The organism is Pantoea sp. CS_6 (genome assembly GCF_041954745.1).
GTDB classification, from domain to species: domain Bacteria; phylum Pseudomonadota; class Gammaproteobacteria; order Enterobacterales; family Enterobacteriaceae; genus Pantoea; species Pantoea stewartii.
Genome location: NZ_JAVAYG010000001.1, coordinates 20,043 through 41,768, shown reverse-complemented (window position 1 = coordinate 41,768; position 21,726 = coordinate 20,043). Strand labels below are relative to the sequence as shown.

General features: G+C 52.8%; 15 protein-coding genes. 4 read left to right on the top strand and 11 right to left on the bottom strand.

What is annotated here, in order from left to right; all coding sequences use genetic code 11:
* Positions 1-36: 36 nt before the first annotated feature.
* The 8 genes from RAC90_RS00145 to wbaP form a co-directional block, all read right to left on the bottom strand.
* Positions 37-1,071 carry a glycosyltransferase family 4 protein gene (locus RAC90_RS00145; protein ID WP_054687535.1) on the bottom strand — a complete coding sequence of 345 codons (1,035 nt, stop codon included), beginning with the start codon at positions 1,069-1,071 and terminating at the stop codon, positions 37-39.
* 46 nt (positions 1,072-1,117) lie between these two features.
* Positions 1,118-1,870 (bottom strand): glycosyltransferase family 2 protein, encoded by a 753-nt coding sequence (locus RAC90_RS00140; protein ID WP_006119867.1) that lies wholly within the window; start codon positions 1,868-1,870, stop codon positions 1,118-1,120.
* 81 nt (positions 1,871-1,951) lie between these two features.
* On the bottom strand, positions 1,952-2,869 hold the full coding sequence (locus RAC90_RS00135; protein WP_054687534.1) for a glycosyltransferase: 918 nt from the start codon (positions 2,867-2,869) through the stop codon (positions 1,952-1,954).
* Positions 2,870-2,997: 128 nt separating this feature from the next.
* On the bottom strand, positions 2,998-4,134 hold the full coding sequence (locus tag RAC90_RS00130; RefSeq protein ID WP_006119869.1) for an EpsG family protein: 1,137 nt from the start codon (positions 4,132-4,134) through the stop codon (positions 2,998-3,000).
* A 246-nt stretch (positions 4,135-4,380) separates the two neighbouring features.
* Positions 4,381-6,558 carry a tyrosine-protein kinase Wzc gene (gene wzc, locus RAC90_RS00125; protein ID WP_039338132.1) on the bottom strand — a complete coding sequence of 726 codons (2,178 nt, stop codon included), beginning with the start codon at positions 6,556-6,558 and terminating at the stop codon, positions 4,381-4,383.
* A 12-nt stretch (positions 6,559-6,570) separates the two neighbouring features.
* Positions 6,571-7,005 carry a protein-tyrosine-phosphatase gene (locus RAC90_RS00120; RefSeq protein WP_006119871.1) on the bottom strand — a complete coding sequence of 145 codons (435 nt, stop codon included), beginning with the start codon at positions 7,003-7,005 and terminating at the stop codon, positions 6,571-6,573.
* Positions 7,006-7,014: 9 nt separating this feature from the next.
* Positions 7,015-8,154 (bottom strand): polysaccharide export protein, encoded by a 1,140-nt coding sequence (locus RAC90_RS00115; RefSeq protein ID WP_033740498.1) that lies wholly within the window; start codon positions 8,152-8,154, stop codon positions 7,015-7,017.
* 274 nt (positions 8,155-8,428) lie between these two features.
* Complete coding sequence (wbaP, locus tag RAC90_RS00110; protein ID WP_039338133.1) at positions 8,429-9,862, bottom strand: undecaprenyl-phosphate galactose phosphotransferase WbaP; 1,434 nt, start codon at positions 9,860-9,862, stop codon at positions 8,429-8,431.
* A 777-nt stretch (positions 9,863-10,639) separates the two neighbouring features.
* Here wbaP and RAC90_RS00105 point away from each other — a divergent pair.
* Positions 10,640-12,211, top strand: a complete 1,572-nt coding sequence (locus RAC90_RS00105; RefSeq protein ID WP_054633470.1) for a TerC family protein — start codon at positions 10,640-10,642, stop codon at positions 12,209-12,211.
* Between the two features lie 24 nt (positions 12,212-12,235).
* Here the strand turns inward: RAC90_RS00105 and asmA are convergent, their stop codons facing one another.
* The 3 genes from asmA to udk form a co-directional block, all read right to left on the bottom strand.
* A complete protein-coding gene (asmA, locus tag RAC90_RS00100) occupies positions 12,236-14,044 on the bottom strand; it encodes an outer membrane assembly protein AsmA (protein ID WP_375123795.1) in 1,809 nt (602 codons plus the stop codon).
* 14 nt (positions 14,045-14,058) lie between these two features.
* Entirely contained in the window at positions 14,059-14,640 is a 582-nt protein-coding gene (dcd, locus tag RAC90_RS00095; protein ID WP_006119878.1) for a dCTP deaminase, read from the bottom strand.
* Positions 14,641-14,724: 84 nt separating this feature from the next.
* The gene (udk, locus tag RAC90_RS00090) at positions 14,725-15,366 is read right to left on the bottom strand and encodes a uridine kinase (protein WP_006119880.1); all 642 of its coding nucleotides are present in this window, start codon (positions 15,364-15,366) and stop codon (positions 14,725-14,727) included.
* Between the two features lie 278 nt (positions 15,367-15,644).
* Between udk and RAC90_RS00085 the strand changes: the two genes are divergently transcribed.
* The 3 genes from RAC90_RS00085 to yegD all read left to right on the top strand — a co-directional run bounded on the left by RAC90_RS00085 (position 15,645) and on the right by yegD (position 21,187).
* Positions 15,645-16,256, top strand: coding sequence for a phosphatase PAP2 family protein (locus tag RAC90_RS00085; RefSeq protein WP_033740507.1), 612 nt, complete (start codon positions 15,645-15,647; stop codon positions 16,254-16,256).
* 167 nt (positions 16,257-16,423) lie between these two features.
* On the top strand, positions 16,424-19,759 hold the full coding sequence (locus tag RAC90_RS00080) for a diguanylate cyclase (RefSeq protein WP_375123794.1): 3,336 nt from the start codon (positions 16,424-16,426) through the stop codon (positions 19,757-19,759).
* Between the two features lie 75 nt (positions 19,760-19,834).
* On the top strand, positions 19,835-21,187 hold the full coding sequence (gene yegD, locus RAC90_RS00075) for a molecular chaperone (RefSeq protein ID WP_375123793.1): 1,353 nt from the start codon (positions 19,835-19,837) through the stop codon (positions 21,185-21,187).
* The last annotated feature ends 539 nt before the right edge of the window (positions 21,188-21,726 follow it).

Here is a 21,726-nt window from a genome sequence, read left to right as displayed (position 1 = left end):
CATGAGGCACAGCAAAAATGAGCATCTCCAGCCCGTTTACACCAGCGCCAGCCAGCTTTGTTTAATCTGTTTGCCGTCAAATTTCAGCGCAGTGTGTTGGGTTTTTTCGCTCATGGCGTAGAACAAGGCATCATCGCTCGCCAGTTGCTCCATCCGCGCCAGAAATTCGCTTTTCTTGTTCATTGGCACCAGGAAGCCGTCTTCACCGTGATTGATGATCTCCTGAGGACCCGTCGGGCAGTCATACGCCACCACCGGCAACGACCACGATTTGGCTTCCAGCAAAACCAGCGGTAAACCTTCATAACGCGAGGTCATCAGCGCCATATCGCTGTCGCGATAGTAGTCGTTGATGTTGCTGACTTTGCCGACGAACTTCACGCTGGAGGTGATGCCCAGCACGGCAGCCTGATCGTGCAGTTGCTGGCGCAGCTCGCCGTCACCGGCAATGACCAGGGTCCAGTCTGGATGGGCTTTGGCAAAGTCGCGCCAGATATCCAGTAGCAGGTCAAAACCCTTTTGATTGTCCAGACGGCCGACTGCCAGCGCCTGGCGATGACGCGAGGTGCGTTGCCAGGCTTTGTATACGACCGGGTTGGGGATAGTCTGGCTGGGAATGTGCCAGCGCTGAAAGACCTGATGATCTTTATCCGTCAACACAATCACGCGGTCGTAGTAGCGCAGAAGCAGGAATTTGAGGAATTTAATGGGCTTGCTAAAGGAGTTGATGGCCACGTGCTCACAGGCATAGGCTTTGAAACGTTTCTTTTTAAACGTCATCAGATTCCAGAACGCAAACATCACGCTCAGGCGGCCCATGCTGATCAAAAACACGGTATCAAAGCCTTCCTGCTGGATACGTGCCACCGCACTTTTAATCGGGTTACTTTCCCCTTCAAAGCTGACGATGCGCTTAACCTTTTCAAACGGGTAAAACGGCTGACCGTGCCCTTCCAGCGAGTAAATGGTGACGTCGTGCTCATCACCGAGGCATTCCGACATAAAGTTGCAGATATTCTCGGTGCCGGCATACGAGTAAGCGTCTTTGATCACCAGGACGATTTTTTTCATGAAACGTTATCCACCTCAAAGTTTACAGACAATCCTGCCGATCGGCTTAACGGTGTTTCAGGCTAAAAAGCACACCGTTCACCATATACCAGGCGTAATAGTAATAGATTTTTAACGGATTGTTTTTATAGATAATTCTTAATAGTTCGAGGTGCCATTTCGCGGCTTTATTTTTATTACGCGACAGAGAATCGCCCAGCTCATAATAATTCACCAGAATTGTCTGAATTATCCTGGCCTGTTTATAACGGCTAAACAGTTCGTAGAGGAAAAGGAAGTCTTCATGACCTTTGCGCTGGAAAAAAATACCGCCTGGTGGACGGCGAAAGCACACGGAAGAGAAGCAGACACGGTACTGTTTTTTTACGAAGTTGTCCTGCTGTAAATACGGCTTCGAGTAGCGGATATCGTGGTCAGCTTTGCGGGTTTTATAATGATATTCGGTAATAACCAGATTATCCCCATCGGCTATCGCCTGCATCTGCTGACGCAGTTTATCACTGTGCCATTCATCATCGCTGTCCAGAAAAGCAATGATCTCTTCTTTGGCCGCGCGCAAGCCGACATTGCGGGTTTCGGCTGCGCCCATGTTCACGGCATTGTCCAGAATCGTAATACGCGGATCCTGGCACTGTTCTGTTACCCAGGCGAGGGAGTCATCGGTGGATTTATCGTTGATCAGATAGAGGTGCCAGTCCTGATAGGTTTGATTTAACACGGACTGCACGGCGCGTAATACCGTCTGGCGGGCATTATACATAGGCATCACGATGCCAACGGTACCAGAGTGATTAGTCATTTTCATACCTGAATAAATAAAAAGACGGAGCGACCGGGAGAGGCTTCCGGCAGCACAGAAACGTCACAACATTTAAGAGAATCAGGAAAGTGCCTTTTCACCGCCAAAACGCGCTTTCAGCTTGTCTTTCACGCGGTTGAGGAAGTAGGTGCGATTGTCTTTATTAGTGAGCAAGAAATAGCGGGCAAAACTCACGCTCGCCATCAGGGCGTTGCCATCCATTTTGTAGCGCAGCGGCAGCTTAAAGGCTTTATAGGTGTGAATATCACGCGCGGTAAGGTGCGGCTTCATGGTATCCAGCCAGAACAGGGAGTACTTGACCGATTCCCCTTTGTGCTTTGAACCGAACGAGGTCACCAGATGATAATTAGCCAGCGGCGCGTCAATCATCTCGAACCGGTAACCCATCCGATCGGCACGGATACAGAAGTCATAATCCTGATGGCGAATAAAGCGCGCATCGAACTGAATTTTGGCGGCATCTTCACGCTTCAGCACAATCGTGCTGGTTTGAATGAAGCCATAACAACCGAACAGATATTCCGCCACCGTTTCATTTTCAGCAGGCGGCTGCATCGGCATGACTTTCAGGAACGCGCCGTCCTGATAGATATTCACCTGGCTGAAGATAATGGTCTTGTCTTTGCCCTGCGCCTCAAGTTGGGCAATTTTTTTTGTGACCTGCAGCAGCTTATCGGCGTGCCATTCATCGTCGGCATCCAGGAAGCTGACATAGTCGCCCGTGGCCAGTTCAATGCCTTTGTTACGCGCACCTGCACCATTCAGCTTGACCTCTGACAACACCAGGTTGATGTCCAGGTCCTGGTAACGCTCGCTGCGAACCACCTCGGCGAGCGCGGCGGCATCCGCCGATTTGTCATCAACGATGATGACCTCGAAATGACGATACGTCTGTGCTTTAACGCAATCCAGCGTCGTGACAATCGATTCTGACGCGTTATAAGCCGGAATTACGATGGAGAAACGAATGTCCTTCATTGCCAGCACCTCATTAAAATAGTTCAAAAATAAACAATTCAATCGACAAAGGTCGAAGAAAAACCTGTGTTCTGACTGGCAACCGCCCCTGCGTGACGCCTTTCACGGCAGGACAATCGCCGGGTTGATTAGCGAGTCAACCAAAACTCCTGCGCCACTTCGTAGCCGACAACCGCCTGTTTGGTGGAGATGGTGTTGTAGTAGAGGTAATAGAGCAGGAAGAAAACCAGCATGCCAAACAGTGCGGGCTTCCAGACGCGCCTGGCCTGAAAGATGAGCGAGGTCAGGATAATCGGCTCGACCTGTTGCAAATAGTTGGACAGACGTGAACCCGACGGGAAGTTGTACAGGAAGATCCTGATCGCCCCGCCGATAGCAAAACTTAAAATCAGCAGATAGTTAAGACGGTACTGGGCGTAATTTTCGCGCTTCAGCTCTTCCGTCAGCATGAAATAGAAGAAAATAAACACCAGCATGATGTTTTTCAGGTTCGAGACTGACAGGATACTGCCATCCATTGCGTAGGACGGGTCATTGTTATAGCCCGATGCCCTTTCACCCAGTGACCCCAGATGACCGGCAATCAGCGCGATAAAGCTGGAACCGCCGACAACGGAGAGCGGCAGACTGAAGAGAATGATAACCACCGGCCACCAGCGCCAGTCACGAATAAACAGGAACGGCACCAGCGTCACCACCATAACGGCGGTGTTGTGGCTCATAAATGACAGAATAAAAAAGGTAAATGCCCACCAGTAACGCTTGAGGTAAATGGACCACAGCACACCCAGGAACAGCGCGGAGCTCAGGCCAAAGCGAATCTGGTTTATGTCTTTGTTAATAAAGATGTGCGCGGAATACAGCGCCAGCGCCAGCACCGGATAGGGTGACATCTTCTTAAAGAAGTAGGTATTTATGGAAACTGCAATGGCACAAAACACAAACAGAAAGACGCTGGCATTGTGCGAAAACAGGCTGGTCAGCCAGGCCATGGCGAAAATCAGCGGTTCGTAACGGAAAAAAGCGACGGTATTAAAAAAACCGTTAATCTGGATACGTCGTACGAAATCCTCGAAGAAACTCCGGTACTGAAAGTCATCCATGCCGGTGCCCAGACCGCGAATACCGCCGAAAACAATCAAAATCATAGCAGCAATACAGAGCAGCCAGGTTAAAGCATAATTTGTGCGTTCGTCTTTTTTAACCAGGATTTCGAACAGCGAAAGCAGCAGCAAAAACCCTGATATTGACCAATATGGAGCCATGGTGTGATTCCTTTAATCCACAAGTTCACATGCCAACAATGGCCAGCGCTGATGCCCTTCCAGGGGGCTGTCTCAGCGGGTCTGCGTGAAAGACCAGGGCATGTTGATGATGAATTCTGATGATTGACGTGAGATCGTCGCTTATTGTGCGTTCTATCCAGAATCATCTGTGCAAATCGTTGCGTGTCGTCATCGCAAGCCAGCGATCAAAAGGGGCGGTGAAACCCGCCCCTTCTCACTTAGCGCTTAGCTTTTCGTGGGTTTACCGTATTCGTAGTCGTAGTAGTCGTAGCCGTAACCATAAGAGTTAGCGGCTTTGCGTACCACGGCGTTCAGAATCACCCCTTTAATTTCGATACCGTTCTGGGCAAAGCGTTTGAAGCTGACATCCACTTCTTTCGTGGTGTTAGTTTCGAAACGCGCCACCATCAACGACGTACCGGCCAGTTTGCCGATAATGGAGGCGTCGGTAACGGCCAGAATCGGCGGTGTATCAATCAGGACCAGATCGTAGTTTTTGCTTGCCCAGTCCAGCAGTTCACTCATACGGCGATGCATTAACAGCTCCGACGGGTTCGGCGGCACCTGACCACGTGGCAGGAAATCAAATCCGTACGCGCCCTGCTGAATCATGGCCGGGCTAAACTCCGTTTTGCCGGACAGGACGTTTGACAGCCCGGATTTGTTATCAGCACCCAGCAGTTCGTGGGTATAACCCCGGCGCATGTCACCGTCGATAAACAGCACTTTCTGACCGGCTTTGGCCACCAGCGTCGCCAGGTTGACACAGATAAAGGTTTTACCAATGCCCGGGCTGGCCCCGGTAATCATCAGGATGTTGTTTTTCGCCTCCATCATGGCGAAGTGCAGGCTGGTACGCAGGCTACGAATCGCTTCAATGGACAGATCGGTCGGGTTACCCAGCGCCAGCAGCGTCTCATGCGGATCGGTTTTCACCTTGTGGCCACGACGTGCCAGCGCTTCGGTGTCTTTCTTACGCTGCCAGTCGGAGAGCGGTACGCTGGCATAGACGTTCATGCCCAGCTCTTCCAGCTGTTCTGGATTTTCGATGCCGTGATGCAACAGGGCTTTAAGCAGAACCACGCCCACGGAAACCATCAGGCCCAGGATAAAGCTGGCGGCGATAATCAACAGCTTCTTCGGTGCTACCGGTGCGTTAGCGGTGGCCGCCTGGTCGATGATGCGAACATCACCCACGGTACTGGCCTTGCTGATGCTCAGCTCTTGCTGACGGTTAAGCAGTTGCATGTAGATTTCCTGGCCTGACTGCACATCGCGGGTCAGACGCAGAATCTCTTGCTGGGTTTTCGGCATCTGCGCAATTTTCTTGTTTAACTCAGCCTGCTCATCTTCCAGCGTTTTGCGCTTCTCAAGCAGCGCACGATAGGTCGGGTGATCTTTGGTAAACAGCTGCGACACTTCGGCTTCACGGAAGGTCAGCTCGTTAAGCTGGCTCTGTACGCTGACGGAAGAATCCAGTGCCGATTTCGCTTCCAGTGAGAGGTCAACGGATTCATTCGCGCGGCGGAAGGCGTTCAGCTTATCTTCAGCCTGATCCAGTTTGGCCCGGACTTCAGGCAGTTGCGTTTTCAGGAACTCCAGGCTTTTCTCCGCCTGCTCAGATTTACGCTGAACGTTCTGCAACAGGTAGTTGTTGACGATCTGATTCAGCACCTTACTGATCTGATCCGGGTCTTCACCCACATACTGCAGGCCCAGCACGCCAGTATCTTTTCCTTTATCCGCGACGGTCAGGTTAGACAGGATGCTGTTAATCGCCTGCAACTCGTTCAGTTTGGTGACGGTAAATGTGGTGCCGGGCTCAGCATTGATATCGCTGACCAGCATGCTGACATCACCGTGTTTTTCAAACTGCCCGACTTTTCCTTTAAACAGCTCATCCCCGTCAGCCGAAACGGTGTAGCTGTCTTTTCCGGTCACTTCCAGCTTAACGCTGCGTTTGTCGATAGTGCGTGGGATCTCCAGACGGGAAACCGCGACCTCGCCCGGTTTATTGCCCATCAGGCGCGACAGACCTTTACCGATAACCGGGAAATAGTTCTGTGAGACCACCGCGTCCAGACCGAGGTCCTGAACGGTTTTGCCCAGCACCATGCGTGATTCCAGAATCTGAATCTCAGTGTCAGAAGCAGGCGTGGTCGGCATCAGCGTTTGCAGTTCATTCAGAACGGTGCTGGTGTTCTTTTGCTCGACCTGAACCATCGCATCGGCGCTGTAAATGGGTGTTGCAAACAAGGTGTAAAGGGTTGCCACCAGCATGAAAAAAGCGGTCACAGCGACGATCACCCACCGGTGATCAATCAGCTGTCCCACAAGGTGTGCCAGATCCCATCCATTCGATTCCTCGCGTGGCGCGGTCATGACTTTATTTTTACTATTCATGGATAATCCCAACTATCGGCTTAAAACGCTGACCCATTTCTGAGTGGCGTGTTCCAGTAACCCGTAAACCTCTTCAAAGGCCTCACGGCTTTTTCTGTACGGATCCGCAATTTCCTTCTGATCGAGCCAGTGCCCAAGCAGCATCGTTTTGCCACGCGCTGCCGGGTCAATGCGGTTAACCTGTTCAATGTGGCGCTTTTCCATCACCAGAATCAGGTCATATTCCCGACACAGGTTGGCCGTTAACTGTTGGGCCTCGTGCCCTTCCAGTGACAACCCGTTATCGGCCGCGACGTCAGAGGCGGTTTTATCCGCCGCGTGCCCGACGAGGGCACCCAGACCGGCTGAGGCGACAGAGAGTTGCGGCAGCGCACGTTTGAACAGGCGCTCTCCGGTAGGAGAGCGGCAGATGTTGCCTACGCAGACGACTAACACAGACTTAATCATGGCGAAACCTTAGTTCGACCAGTTGCGGATGCGTTGTGCGGCCTGCGTCGCATCGTTAACACCGGCTATGGTTGGTATCAACTGCGATATCACGCGGTTCCAACGCGTCAGCGGCGTCGAGGTCACGTAGACGATATCGTAAGGTTCGAGTTGGAATTCGGTACCCATCACCATCGATGCAGCATCTTTGGTGTTCAACTGGTAAATATTGGCGATCTTGTTGCGGTCTGTGCCGCGTGTCGGACGGATAACAAAGACACCGGTCGCATCCGACGTGGTCTGATCCATGCCCGCCGCATTGCCCAGCGCTTCTGCCAGCGTCATGCCACTGCGATCCATCTTCAGGGTGGCCTGCTGTTTCACTTCACCCATAACGAAGACTTTCAGATCGTCGTTGCGCGGCACATACAGAATGTCACCCGGATAAAGCAGATGGTTTTGGCTCAGATCGCCATTCTGCATCAACGCCTGCAATGACACGCGCTGTTCGCGGCCATTATGCGTCAGAACCACGTTGCGCCAGTCGGCGTCCGCAGCCAGTCCGCCCGCGGCGTTAATTGCGTCCAGGATAGTGAGCGGAACGTTGGTAATAGGCTGTTGACCTGAGGTGGTCACCGCACCGGTTACGTAAGTTTTCTGTGACTTAAAGGAAGCAATGCTGACGTCAACCTGAGGACTTTCGATGTACTGTGCCAGGCGACGCGCGATCTCATTACGCACTTCCCCTACGGTCCGGCCTGCGACACGGACCCGACCAATATAAGGGTAGAAAATGGTGCCATCTGAATGGACCCAGTTACCGGTGTCGCTTGCACTGCGGTACTGACCAGCGGGCGTGGTGAGTTCAGGGTGATCCCATACGGTCACGGTGAGCACATCACCAATGCCGATACGGTATTCATAGTTCTGAATCTCATTTTGCAGTGACGGGTTGGCTTGTGCTACCAGTGGCTTAGGACGCATTCTTTCCACCAGGCTCGGCGTTAACGGATACACGTTAACGTACTTGTCGATGTCAAAGTTGTTGTCCTGCTGCTCAATGACATCTTTTCCCGAAGTGGATAAATTTTGCCCCGGCACGACGGTACAGCCGGCCATAAACGTGGCAGATACCAAAACAGGTATCATCTTCATTTTCATTGTAATCATTTAGATCTTCGCTATCAGTTAATGTTTGATAGAGGCAAGTACGCCGCTGTGTAAGCGCTCAAAAAAAGTAAACTATCCTGACTCAGGCACTGAACATGTCGTTCATTATTCTTAGCTCCTGTCTTTTACCGATCGCGCGCTTTACCCAGAAAGAAATAAAGCAAAGCAGAACATGGCTGTTTATCAATGCCGTACCGTTTTTTTTTAGAAAAATGTACCAACCCGCTCCCCTGTCGTGTGCTGTCAGAGAGAGGCTGGCACCTTTTTCCTGCGGTTAATAAGCACCATCACGCTTAAGCACGACACCGACGGTTTTGAACAAAATGGCGATATCGTTCCACAACGACCAGTTTTTCACGTACCAGGAATCGAAATAGACGCGCGTTTCATAATCTACGTCGTTACGACCACTGACCTGCCACAGTCCGGTCATGCCGGGTTTGGCCATCAGGTAGTAATCCACGTCACCGGCGTAGCGTGCCAGCTCGTCTTCGATGACAGGACGCGGTCCTACCAGACTCATATCACCCCGAACGACGTTCCACAGTTGCGGCAGCTCATCCAGGCTGGTTTTACGAATGAAGTGGCCGACTTTGGTAATGCGTGGATCGTTTTTAAGTTTGAAATCTTTATCCCACTCAGCACGGGCGACCGGATCGGTACGCAGCACTTCCTCAAGCACTTCTTTGGAGTTGATCACCATCGAACGGAATTTCAGGCATTTGAATTTACGGCCATTCATGCCCACGCGCTCATGACCATAAATCGGTGGACCGCCATCCCGGCCGACCAGAAAACCCAGCACCAGCAGCGCGGGGAGCAGCATGACGATGATAGACAGTGCGCCGACAATATCGAACACGCGCTTCAGGAAGCGTGACGTACGCTTAGCCAGGTTATTCTGCACGCGCAGGATCATGACTTCATGGCTGAAGATGTAGGCCATATCGGTACCGTACAGCGGTACGCCGCGCAGCGTCGGAATGACAGAAACGGAGCGACAGTTGTGCATAGCCAGTGATTTCAGCCACATATCACGGTACTGGCTTTGCTCGAATTCCACCGCCACGATGAACTGGGTGTCCGCATTGGTCAGCTTCCATACGTCCTGTTCGTCGCGCAGAACGGGAACGCCCGACATGACGTCCTGAGGGCAGGTCCCATCAACGTCGTAGAAGGCAATGACATCGAATCCCATGACTTCTTCACTTTGCAGCGCTTCCCACGCTTCCTGGGCATTTTTACTGCTGCCGATAATGATGGTCTGTTTTTTCCACAGGCCATAATTATTTAAGACGCGTTTAAAAACGGAGCGACAGACAGGAATAATCACCAGCGTGATAAGCCAGGTCAGCAGCCAGACAAAACGGGACATCTGCCACTGAGACAGTGCCGTAATTGACAGTTCAATAACGGAAAAAATAAGAATGGTACGAAAAATTTCTTTTAATTCGAACCAGAAAGGTTTGCGATAGGTGTAATGACGCAGTCTGACCCAGAACCAGCCCACGCAAATTACTGACAGGCAAATGTGGGTAGCAATTTTTAAATTTAATTCCCGGTCAGACATATCCGATAAAAGAGACGGAGATGTCAAATTAATTAGCATCATCGCGATAAATAATGCCGCGTTGAAACATATTAAATCAGAACAAGCCAATAATAATTTGGTGATAAGACTTTTAAACGTAAAATGGTTATCGCGCATATTTAACTCTTTATTTTATTTCCTTAACCCACCACGACCAGACCCTGAAGTGAACAGTACTGATGTTGAGCCTGAAGCGTTTCTGAGGGGAGCTCCTGCGGCATTTACGCCATTGTCATTGACTATGAAAACAATAATCCCGTACTCAATACCAACAGATTACTCTGACTTTACCCACACAGGACTGATTAAATATCAAACCACAGCGGCAAATCAGGCACGCTACCGCCCTTGGCTGTCGGTGCCAATACCGCCTTGATAGCCTCGGGTTCTCCCTGCGCCACAAATGAAGGCGCACAACGCATCCCTTGCCGAATGCGTTTACATTCCGCTGCTTACCCTGACGGATGATTGCGCAAATTACAGGTTCAGACGCAGGCGTTAACTAACTCGTTGCTATACTAGTTATTACTGGCCTGTTTACAAGTGGACCCCGCCATCACCGGACTATTTTAGGAAAAAGACTACCAGTAATAAGTATTGAAGCCGCTCATTTTGGGTGCCAGGGAAGAAAAAAATCAGATTTATTCCATGTTGGCACCAGGATTAATCGCATAAGAAATTCCTCTGAATGGCGAGTGTAGTGACATTAATCTGCAACCTTTATCCCTTACCGTCCTTCCCGCATTAATCATTTCGTCCATTAATTCGCCTGTAATTAAAGTGGCCTGTGTCTAAATAAAGCATAAAGCGCCTGTCATTCCGCTATTTGTCCCGACGCCGTCTGTCCACTATCATCAGACAAAGCTTATTTTTAGACATTCAGGTGAATAACGCATGCTGGAGGTAATGACCGATCCCTCATTGTGGGCAGGTTTAGTAACGCTAATCGTTCTGGAGCTGGTGCTGGGTATTGATAACCTTGTGTTTATCGCTATCCTGGTGGAGAAACTGCCTGCGGCGTTGCGCGACCGCGCGCGCATTATTGGTCTGCTCATGGCGCTGGTTTGTCGCCTGCTGCTGTTAGCCTCGCTTTCCTGGCTGGTAACGCTGACTCAACCTTTATTCACCTTCGCGCATCATGCCTTTAGTGCGCGTGATCTGTTGCTGTTGTGCGGGGGGCTGTTTTTGCTGTTCAAAGCGACCACCGAACTTAACACACGACTTGAAGGCAGCGATGCGGAGGACACTCAACAAAAGGGCGGCGCTAAATTCTGGCCCGTCGTGGCACAAATTGTCGTGCTGGATGCCATTTTTTCTCTGGATGCGGTGATTACCGCCGTCGGGATGGTCAACGATCTGCCGATCATGATGGCGGCGGTCACTATCGCCATTTTACTGATGTTGTTAGCCAGTAAACCGCTGACGCGCTTTGTTAACAACCATCCGACCATCGTGATTCTGTGTCTGAGCTTTTTGCTGATGATTGGTTTCAGTCTGGTGGCGGAAGGGTTTGGTTTTGCGATTCCCAAGGGCTATCTGTATGCCGCGATCGGTTTCTCCGTCGTCATTGAAGCCCTGAATCAGCTGGCACAGTTTAACCGCCGTAAAGTGTTGTCAGCTGGACGGCCCCTTCGCCAGCGCACAGCTGAAGCCGTGCTGCGGCTGCTGCGTGGTGAAGCGGAACAGGCCGAGCTGGATACGCAAACCGCTTCTATGCTGGCTGACGGTGAGTCTGTTGCCCTGTTTAACCGGCAGGAACGTGTGATGATTGCCAGCGTGATGGGACTGGGGCAACGTCGTATCGACACAATTATGACCACGCGCCATGATGTTCAGCACATTGATTTAAGCGACGACCCCGACGTCATTATGGCCGATCTTGATCGCAATCAGCATACGCGCATCGTTATCACCGAAAACGGTAATGAACCGCTTGGTGTTGTCCATGTTAACGATCTGCTGCATCAGTCGCTGCATCGGCATGCCCTGGATCTGCGTAGCCTGATCCGTCAGCCGCTGGTCTTCCATGAGCGCATAACGGTGTTACAGGCGCTGGAGCAGTTCCGCCAGGCACAGACGCATTTTGCGTTTGTGGTCGATGAGTTCGGGTCGGTAGAAGGCGTGGTGACGCTGAGCGATTTAATGGAGGCGATTGCGGGCAATCTGCCGAACGAAGCCGATTCAGAGGCGCGCCACGACATTCAGCCTGACGGCGCAGGCGGCTGGATTGCCAATGGCCATATGCCACTGGACGATTTGGCCCTTTACGTCACGCTGCCGCGAGAAAACACACAGCATTACCACACGATCGCAGGTTTAATGATGGATCGCCTGCAACATGTGCCGCAGGAAGGCGAAGAGATTCAGCTTGGCGAATACCGGCTACGGACTTTACAGGTCGACCAGCATCGGATTCAGAAGGTAGGGATTGTACCTCACGTCGACGGTGCGGCGCTGAAAGCGTAATTCAGCGCCGGCTGCCGACGGTGATTACGGGTGCGTACTGTTCTTGTCTTTTGCCTGTTGACGATCGAGCCACTGATTGAGGCGGGATTTTGCCTCATTCTGTAGCCTGTCACGCATGACATCATCTACCGGCAGCGTATATTGCGGATTAGCCCAACTGCCATAAATACGGAACGGAATCACCTGGTCGGACAGCGCGGCCACCAGGTTTTCGTCGCCGCGCCAGTCGCTCAGTGTCAGGCCCAGCGTCACATCCAGCTGTTGCTGCACCAGATTGATACGCCCCTCGCCGCGCAGCGTCAGCGCCTTCCCTCCACCGTCGAGATGACTTAACGTCAGCAGCCCATTTTTCATGGCCAGTTGTCCGCTCACCTGCTCAATGCCCTGTCCGGACGCCTGAGAATCACTGCTGACACGGTCGCTGACACGTGCCACGGCACTGCGCACCATTTGCTGTAAGTCGAGCTGGGCCAGTTTCAGATCATGCGCCTGGATATCGGCCTTGCCCTGCCAGCTGCGTTTTGCATCCGCAAGCGTCAGATTTTCACCCGACAATTCACCTTTAAGGCTCAGGGTTCCCTGCAGCGACGGCGGCAAGGCCAGCGCTTTTAATAAAGGCTGGATAGCTATCTGGTTCAGCACCGGCGTAAAAGCGACCTGCGTAACAGGCTGACGAATGTCGATACTGCCCGGTACAGAGAAGCTCCCCTGCCCCACATTGCCTGATAATGTACTGAAGGTTACCAGCCCCTGTTGATTAACCGCTTTGAGGGAGAGTTTGGTCAGGTTCAGGCCACGCCAGACCGCGCTATCGGCCTGCAGCGACAAATCAAGATCAATGTCGTTAAGCGGGGAGTCTGCATTGGTCGGTTCAGGCTGGTCCGCGATGACCGGTGCCGGGGCAATCTGACTGTTTTGTCCACTCATCTGCTGGGTCAGGGTCGAGATAAACAACAGATTGTCCATATTGAGTGCGCTGGCATGAAGATCCATCGCCAGCTTTTGCGGCGGCGTAAGTTCGCCTTCAGCGCGCCCGCTGAGCACGCTGTCGTTAGCGGTCAGCTTAAGATTGCTCACGTCAAAACGATTTTTATCCAGGTCCCAGTTGCCCTGAAAGCTCAGCGTGCCTTTAATGCCCTCTGGCGGCAGGCTCGCTCCGGTCAGGTTATAGTCGACCTGCGCCACCTGGCCGCTCAACTGATGCGGATAGCGTGATTTGTCCAGTTGCCCTTTCAGCGTCAGGACAGCGGTGCGTTGGTTACGGGTCAGACTGGTCGTCAGGCCGATCGTGGCGATTCTGGACTGATCCTGCTCCATATCCAGATTAAGATTACGGAAGGTAAAGGCGTCCCCGCCCGGCTGCTGCCAGATAAGCAGGCTGTCGGACAGTTGCAGATTGTCGATGTCAAACGACCAGCCGGCAGACGAGGTGGGTTCGCTGTTGTGGGGCGCGCGCGGCGCGTTCTCAGGTGCCCGCGCGGCGCTGTCTGGCGTGACCCGCACGATGGCATTTTTTAACATCACCTGGCTTACGCTGAGCTGATGGGAAAGTAACGGCAGAAGATTAACATCCAGACGCATGTTATCGGCAGAAACAACCGGTTGCGCCGCTCCGGGTGCCGTCAGGCTCATCCGTCCGGCGAGAATGCTGAGTTTCGGCCACACATGCCAGCGCAGGTCGCCATCGATAGTGAGTTGATAACCGCTACGCTGTTCGACCTCTTGAACCATGTAACTACGGAAGTCGTTAGGGTTCACCAGCATGATCAACGCCGTTAATCCCGCTACGACCACCACCAGTAGAATGGCCAGCGTGGTTATCACTCTTCTCATCACATCCTCATGAATTAATCTTTGTCGATACGACTGGCATCAGCACCCTGCTGGCCACGATATTTTGCATTCTCACGGCGATTATAGGGACGCGCTGCCGGACCGGAAAGCGGTTCAAAGCTTAGCGCACCAATCAACATGCCAGGGCGCAACGCCAGAGGCAGTTTGCCTGAATTATAAAACTCCAGCACGATACGGCCCTGCCAGCCCGGATCGATACGGTGCGCAGTGACGTGAACCATTAGCCCGAGGCGGGCAAGTGAAGAACGCCCGTCGAGCCAGCCCACCAGATCGTCGGGAATCGTGACAGATTCCAGCGTTACCGCCAGCGCCAGTTCGCCCGGATGCAGAAAGAACGCCTCACCTTCCGGCAACACGATCTCATCGCTCATGACGCGATCCAGCGCAGCACTGACCTCGTGCTTCGGGCCGCTTAAATCAATAAACGGCGCGGTATGTCCGCTGAACGTCCGGAACTGATTGCCCAAACGCACGTCCACTGTTGCACCATTGATATGTTCCACGGTTGGCCGTGGGGTAATCGCCAGTTTTCCGGTGTCGAGCCAGGCTTCAATATCGCGGTCGCATAATCTCATTACGGTAACTCCATGAAGTAAGTGTAGCGAACAGGGCGCATCTGTGCTTTTAACCTGTTCGCGTCACGCCTTTTGAGACGTAAACTACTCGAAAAACTGATTAATCTTGGCCTTCAGAATATCAATCGCGATGCGGTTTTTACCACCGCGCGGCACGATGATATCCGCGTACTGTTTTGACGGTTCAATGAACTGCAGAAACATCGGGCGTACCGTTTTCTGATACTGACTCATGACGGAATCCATTGAGCGACCGCGTTCATTGACGTCGCGCTTCATTCGGCGCATCAGGCAAATATCCAGCGGCGTATCGACGAAAATGGAAAAATTCAGTTCCTGGCGTAACCGCGCATCCGTTAACAACAGAATGCCTTCAAGAATAATGACTTTTTTGGGCTTGAGATGCAGCGTCTCTTGCGTGCGGGTGTGCTCAACGTAGCTGTAAACCGGCAGTTCAATGTCCTGTCCTGCTTTGACAGCGCGCAGGTGCTGTAACAGCAAATCATGATCCATCGCGCTGGGATGGTCATAATTGGTCTTAACCCTCTCTTCCATGGTGAGGTGACTTTGATCTTTGTAATAGGCATCTTCGGGAATAACACCGATGTGTTCATCACCCACCTGATCGCGAATTTCACGATACAGGGTACTGGCGATTAAACTTTTACCGGATGCGGATGCACCTGCAATGCCAACGATCACGCACTGATGGGACTTGTCAGTCATACTTTTAAAAACCTGATACTGGAGCCAGAAACTGTACGCAAACTGCGCACCCAGTTAATGGGGCTGAACGGAGAGGGTGATTTGGCGCTAAGTATAGGGATTTCGGTCTTTTGATGCCAGAGAAATGGCATGGCCGGTTTTCAGACTTTCCCCTTTTAACTCGAATGATTTCATCGATAAACTAGCCCTCTCAGACAGCATGACGATGCACAGCACGTATCAGGTCTTACAAACCTGAACAAAAAGGGCCTGGGGCCCGAAAAAAATAAAGGAAAACTATGCTCTGGAAGACCCTCACCTATTTTGGTGACAGTATGTTGTTAATTCCCACGGCGGTGATTATTGCACTGATTTTACCGTGGAAAAGCGATAACCGGCGCACCGTATGGTACTGGCTTTTTGCCTTTGGCCTGGCGGGGCTGGTCGTCAGCCTGTCAAAAATTCTCTTTCTGGGCTTTGGCATTGGCAGTGCCCGTTTTAACTTCACCGGATTTAGCGGCCACAGCGCCATGTCTGCCACCCTGTGGCCCGTGATGCTCTGGCTGATATCCGGACGCTGGCCGAGCCTGTGGCGCGGTTTCGCCATTGGCGTGGGCTATATGATCCCCTTAATGGTGGGGTTTTCCCGCCTCGTCATCCATGCCCATTCCCTCAGCGAAGTCCTGACCGGACTGCTGTTAGGCTTTACACTGAGCACCGCTTTTTTGCTTTCACAACGCGAAACCGCATTAAAAGGGTTTAGCTGGCCGCAGATTGCCGCCGCGTTGCTGGTGCCGGTGCTGCTGCTGGGACATGGACGCATCGCCACCACGCAGCAGTTTCTTGAGCACTTTTCAGCCTGCCTCGCGGGCCTGGAAAAACCCTATACCCGTGCCGACCTTTTTCGTTGAATAAGGCGAGACGGGCTCGCCTCACAGACGAGCCCGTCAATCGGTCAAATAACGCAATTTAATGATTTCCCCCCTTTTTTCTCCAACAAATGTGCTAGCATTCTTCAATCAGGATGGCTATCTCGTCACCTGCCATGTCAATACCTTGTACCCTGCTGGATCGATAAATGATCGTTGATGCGCTGGCTTCGTCAGATAAATCACCTAATTCGTGGCTTCATGCCTGCGGGCTTGGCCTGGTTTCGTTCGTCCTGACCTTGTTCTGCCTTGAACTGATCGTAGTGAGCGGCAAGATTTCGCCTTTATGGTTTTCCACCGCCTTAATGACCGTGGTGGTGTTTCGCTGCACATCACGTCAGTTGCCGTTGTTCCTTGCGGCCTGCCTGATTGGCACCGCCGCAGCCAATGCGTTTGTCATCGGTCCTGCGCTTTCAAATTTAAAATTTGCCCTGTTGAACCTTTTGCAGGCGGGCATCGGTGGCATGCTGCTGCGCGCGTTGCTTAACCGCGAGGCACCGCTGGTGTCGCTGCGCGACTGGCTGCGCTTTGTTTTTGCCACCGGCGTGATTTCGCCACTGATTGGTGGCGTACTGGCGCTGTGGGTTTTACAGGTTGGACAACAGGCCTCTTTCGCCTTCTTTTATACATGGGTGATTTCGGAAATCATCGGCATGCTCGCCCTTGGGCCGGTTCTGCTGCTGCTCTCCTGGCCCTTGCCTAAGGGTTACCTCAGGCGCGCCTCGCTGTTTGAAACACTTTTCAGCCTCGTTCTGACGCTGATTGCCAGCTATTTGTCGCTGCGTTTTTTGCCCTGGCCGTTTACCTTCATTTTGGTCGTGCTGTTCTGGTGCGCTGTTCGACTGCCCAAGGTGGAGGCGTTTGTCCTGTTCTTTCTCAACGCCAGCTTTATGGCGCTGCTGCTTTCTTTAGACTGGATAATCGTCACGCCTACGACGACGAATTACGCCATGATTGTCAGTTGGCTGCCGTTTCTGATGGTCTTAATCCCCTGCCATATTATGTCGCTGGTCATGGATGCGTTCCGCCATGAAACGCGTCATATCAGTGAAAGCGAAACGCGTTTTCGTAACGCCATGGAGTATTCCGCTATTGGCATGGCGCTGGTTTCACCCGAAGGCCGCTGGCTTCAGGTGAATAAATCATTATGCGACACGCTGGGTTATCCCGAGTACGAATTAAAGAACCTGACTTTCCAGCAGATTACGCATCCTGACGACCTGGGTATTGACGATGGCAAAATGGATAAGCTTCTGGCTGGCGAGATTTTGTCGTTCACGCTGGAGAAGCGTTACTTCCGTAAGGACCATGAAATCGTCTGGGTGCGGCTGACGGTTTCGCTGGTACGGGACAGCGAACAACAACCGCTCTATTTTATTGCGCAGATTGTGAATATTTCTGAATTAAAACAGAGCGAGTTGGTCAACCAGCGGTTAATGGAACGTATCACGCTGGCCAACGAAGCGGGCGGCATTGGCGTGTGGGAATGGAACATGAACAGTGGAGAAATGCTGTGGGATAAACGCATGTACACATTGTTCGGTTTGCAGTCGGATGAAGTGCCCAGCTTCGACTTGTGGATCAAACTGGTGCATCCCGACGATCGCGCATTTTGTGTGCAGACCATACAGCAGGCCATTGAAGAAAGCAGCGCGTTTCAAATGGAGTATCGCGTGATACGCGAAGAAGGACATTACTGGATACGTTCTCAGGCGAATCGTTTACTCAGTCAGGAAGGCCGGATCGAGCGCATACTGGGCGTTGCACAGGATATTACGCCGCTGCGTAACCTGAACGAAGCCCTGTTTCAGGAAAAAGAGCGCATGATGATTACGCTCGATTCCATCGGCGAGGCCGTCATCAGTACGGATCAGGCCATGCGCGTCACCTTCATGAATCCGGTGGCTGAAAAAATGACTGGCTGGTCACAGGAAGCCGCGGTCAGCAGACCGGTAAGTGAACTGCTTCACATCACCCATGGCCGTCACGGCGCGCCCGTGGAAAATCTGATGATCAACCCCACGCATTCTGAAAAGACTGCGCCCTATCTGTCTGAAGAGTGGGTGCTTCACACCCTGAATGGTGAGCACATTGATATCCATTACACGATAACGCCGCTGAAATCGGAATCGGGAACTGAACGCGGCGCGGTGATGGTCATTCAGGATGTGAGTGAATCACGTAAGGTCATGAAACGATTGAGCTACAGCGCGCTGCACGATACGTTAACCCGCCTGCCCAATCGCGCCAGTTTTGAGTTGCAACTGAAGCGACTGCTGTCCGATGCCGCTGAACATCAACATCAGCATGTACTGGTGTTTATTGACCTGGATAAATTCAAAGCGGTTAACGACAGCGCCGGGCACGCCGCCGGGGATGCACTGCTGAGCGAACTTTCCGATTTAATGCGTCATCACCTGCGCAGCACCGACTTTCTCGCCCGTCTTGGCGGGGATGAATTTGCCGTGCTCATGCCTGAATGTCTGGTGGACCAGGCCCGTGATGTGGTGCAGCGTATCGTGCGTGCAGTCAACGACTATTGTTTTGAATGGCTGGGCCGGGCCTATCAGGTTGGGGCCAGCGCAGGCATGACACAAATTTCACCGAATAATTGTCAAAGCAGTGATGTGTTGTCCCAGGCCGATATTGCCTGTTACAACGCTAAACGCAGCGGCCGCGGGCGCTACATGGTGTACGAACAGCATCCGCTGGCCCTGACCGGCAGCCACCATTCGCTGGATCAGGCAACCCTTGATGCCTTGCAGGTGGAACTTCAGGTCTGGGCTGTCGCACCGCCAGGCAAGCCGCACTCTGCCAGCGTCTGGTTGATTGAAGTACAGTTATTTACCCGGGAAGGACTGCTGGTGGATGAACATCTGCTGCGTAACAACCTGACTGACGCGGCGCTGAAACAGCGGCTGGAAGACAATATCGTTGAGGCTTTTTTCCGTCATCGCATTGCGGCTATGAGCCAAAAAGGCATTGCCTTAATTTTGCCCGTGGATGTTAACGCGCTTTATAATCCGGTTTTCGTTGAGAAACTTTGTGTCCGTTTTGCAGAATCCGGTCTGGCGAACAGTAACAGCGGTATCGCGCTGCATGCCGCCAGCGTGTTATCGGGCGGCGAGCAGCTTTTGGCTACACTGATGAAACTGCGCCAGGCAGGCTGTCGCATCGTGCTGCAACAGTTTGGCCGTAACCTGGATGCGTTTAATCAGTTAACCGGTAAAGTGGTGGACTGCCTGATTCTGGCACCCGAGCTGGTGGCGAACCTGCATAACAATCTGATGGATGAAATGCTGATTTCCATTATTCAAAGCCAGACCAATGAACGCAATATTATATTGCTTGCGGGGCCAGTCTCCGTGCCGGCCGTTCTGACCACGCTTACCAGCCTGGATGTTGACGGAGTCTGGGGCAGTGCTGTTGCCGAGCGCCAGCCGCTCAGCAAACTGAGTGAAGATCACCTTTTTGCGATTCGCTAATTCTGCCGCTCGCCGCTTGCCTCACCTTTACAGCTGCGCTAAAGTCGCCCCCTTTTTCCTGCCTGGGGGCGAAAAATGTTCATTGGATTCGATTACGGTACGGCTAATTGCTTGATTGCGGTCAGCGAAAAAGGCACACCACGACTGTTAACGCTGGAGAACGGTCAACGCCTGCTGCCATCGATGATCTGCTCCCCGACACGTGAAGCCGTTACGGAATGGCTTCATCGCCATCATCAGGTTGCCACGCCGGACCAGGAAAGCACGGCGCTGTTGCAACGGGCGCTGCGCTATAACCGTGAAGAAGATATCGATGTTCTCTCCGATAGCGTGCAGTTCGGTCTGACCGCGCTTCAGCACTATATGGTCGATCCGGAAGATGTCTGGTTCGTGAAGTCGCCGAAGTCCTTCCTGGGCGCGAGTGGGTTAAAACCCCAGCAGATCGCCTTCTTTGAAGATTTAGTGTGCGCCATGATGCTGCATATTCGTCAGCAGGGCGAAGCACAGCTTGACCAGTCAATTGAACAGGCGGTAATTGGCCGCCCGGTGAACTTTCAGGGACTGGGCAGCGAAGAGGCCAACGCGCAGGCGCAGGGCATCTTATTGCGTGCCGCTAAACGCGCGGGCTTTCGGGAGGTGGAGTTTCAGTTTGAGCCGGTCGCGGCGGGGCTGGACTTTGAAGCCACACTCGAAAAAGAAACCCGCGTGCTGGTCGTGGACATCGGTGGGGGAACCACCGACTGTTCGATGCTGTTGATGGGGCCGCAGTGGCGTCATCTGTCAGACCGGCGGGAAAGCCTGCTGGGCCATAGTGGCTGCCGCGTGGGCGGTAATGACCTGGATATTATGTTGGCGTTTAAAGCGTTGATGCCGCTGCTTGGCGCGGGCGGGAAGACACAAAAAGGCACGGCCTTACCTGCCCTGCCCTGGTGGAATGCCGTCGCCATCAACGATGTGCCTGCACAAAGCGATTTTTACAGTACCGTCTGCGGCAAACTGTTGCGCGATCTGGTACGGGATGCCGAAAATCCTGCCGCCGTGGCACACCTGTTAAAAGTCTGGCAACAAAAGCTGAGCTATCGTCTGGTGCGTACTGCGGAAGAGAGCAAAATCGCCCTCTCCGACCGCCCTGACTTCGCCGCCGCACTGGATTTTATCAGCGCGGATTTACAGGCCGATATCAGCGTGGCAACCCTGCAGGACGCGATCAGCCAGCCGCTGGAGAAGATCCTGGAACAGGTACATCTGGCGCTGGCGACCAGTCATATTAAGCCGGAAGTGATCTATCTGACGGGCGGTAGTGCACGTTCGCCTCTGCTGCGCGCTGCGCTGCAGCAGGCCCTGCCAGGTACACCGATTGCTGGCGGAGATGACTTTGCCTCAGTGACTGCTGGTCTGGCGCGCTGGGCTGAGGTGATGTTTGCCTGACAGCGGGGGGAGTCGAATAAAGTGCAGCACTCTCGGCGGGTGAAATCGCCTGAAGGGGCATTTTGGCTTCGGCTCCCTTTCCTTCGTTTGCCTTTACCGCGAAGACGTCAGGCTGAGCTGTTTTGGGATGCTAACCCATTGTTGTGATGTCGGCGGGTGAGATCGCCAGAAGAGGCACTTTGGCTTCGGCGGTCCTCGCGCCGCTCACGCGGTGCCTTCAGGTCGCTCAGCGCTGCGGAATACCTCGCAGAAAATGCCCCTTCTGGCTTTGTCAGTTTGTGCGCGGGTAAAGCGACACAGTATGTGAGCCCGTGCTTTCTTTTGCGGTGAAGGCAAAACGAATGCAGTGCCTGTCCTCAGAAAAAAGCCCTTCTGCCCTTTAATCTTGAGCGGGGTTAAAGCGGCACCATGCGTCAGCCGGTTCTGCCGCGTTAAGGATAGCGCCCAGTCCGGCAATACACGTTACTGACGGACCCGGCGGTATCGAAGATGATGCTTATTCCTCTTCGCACCGCGCCCCCTTGCTCAGCGCTCAATGT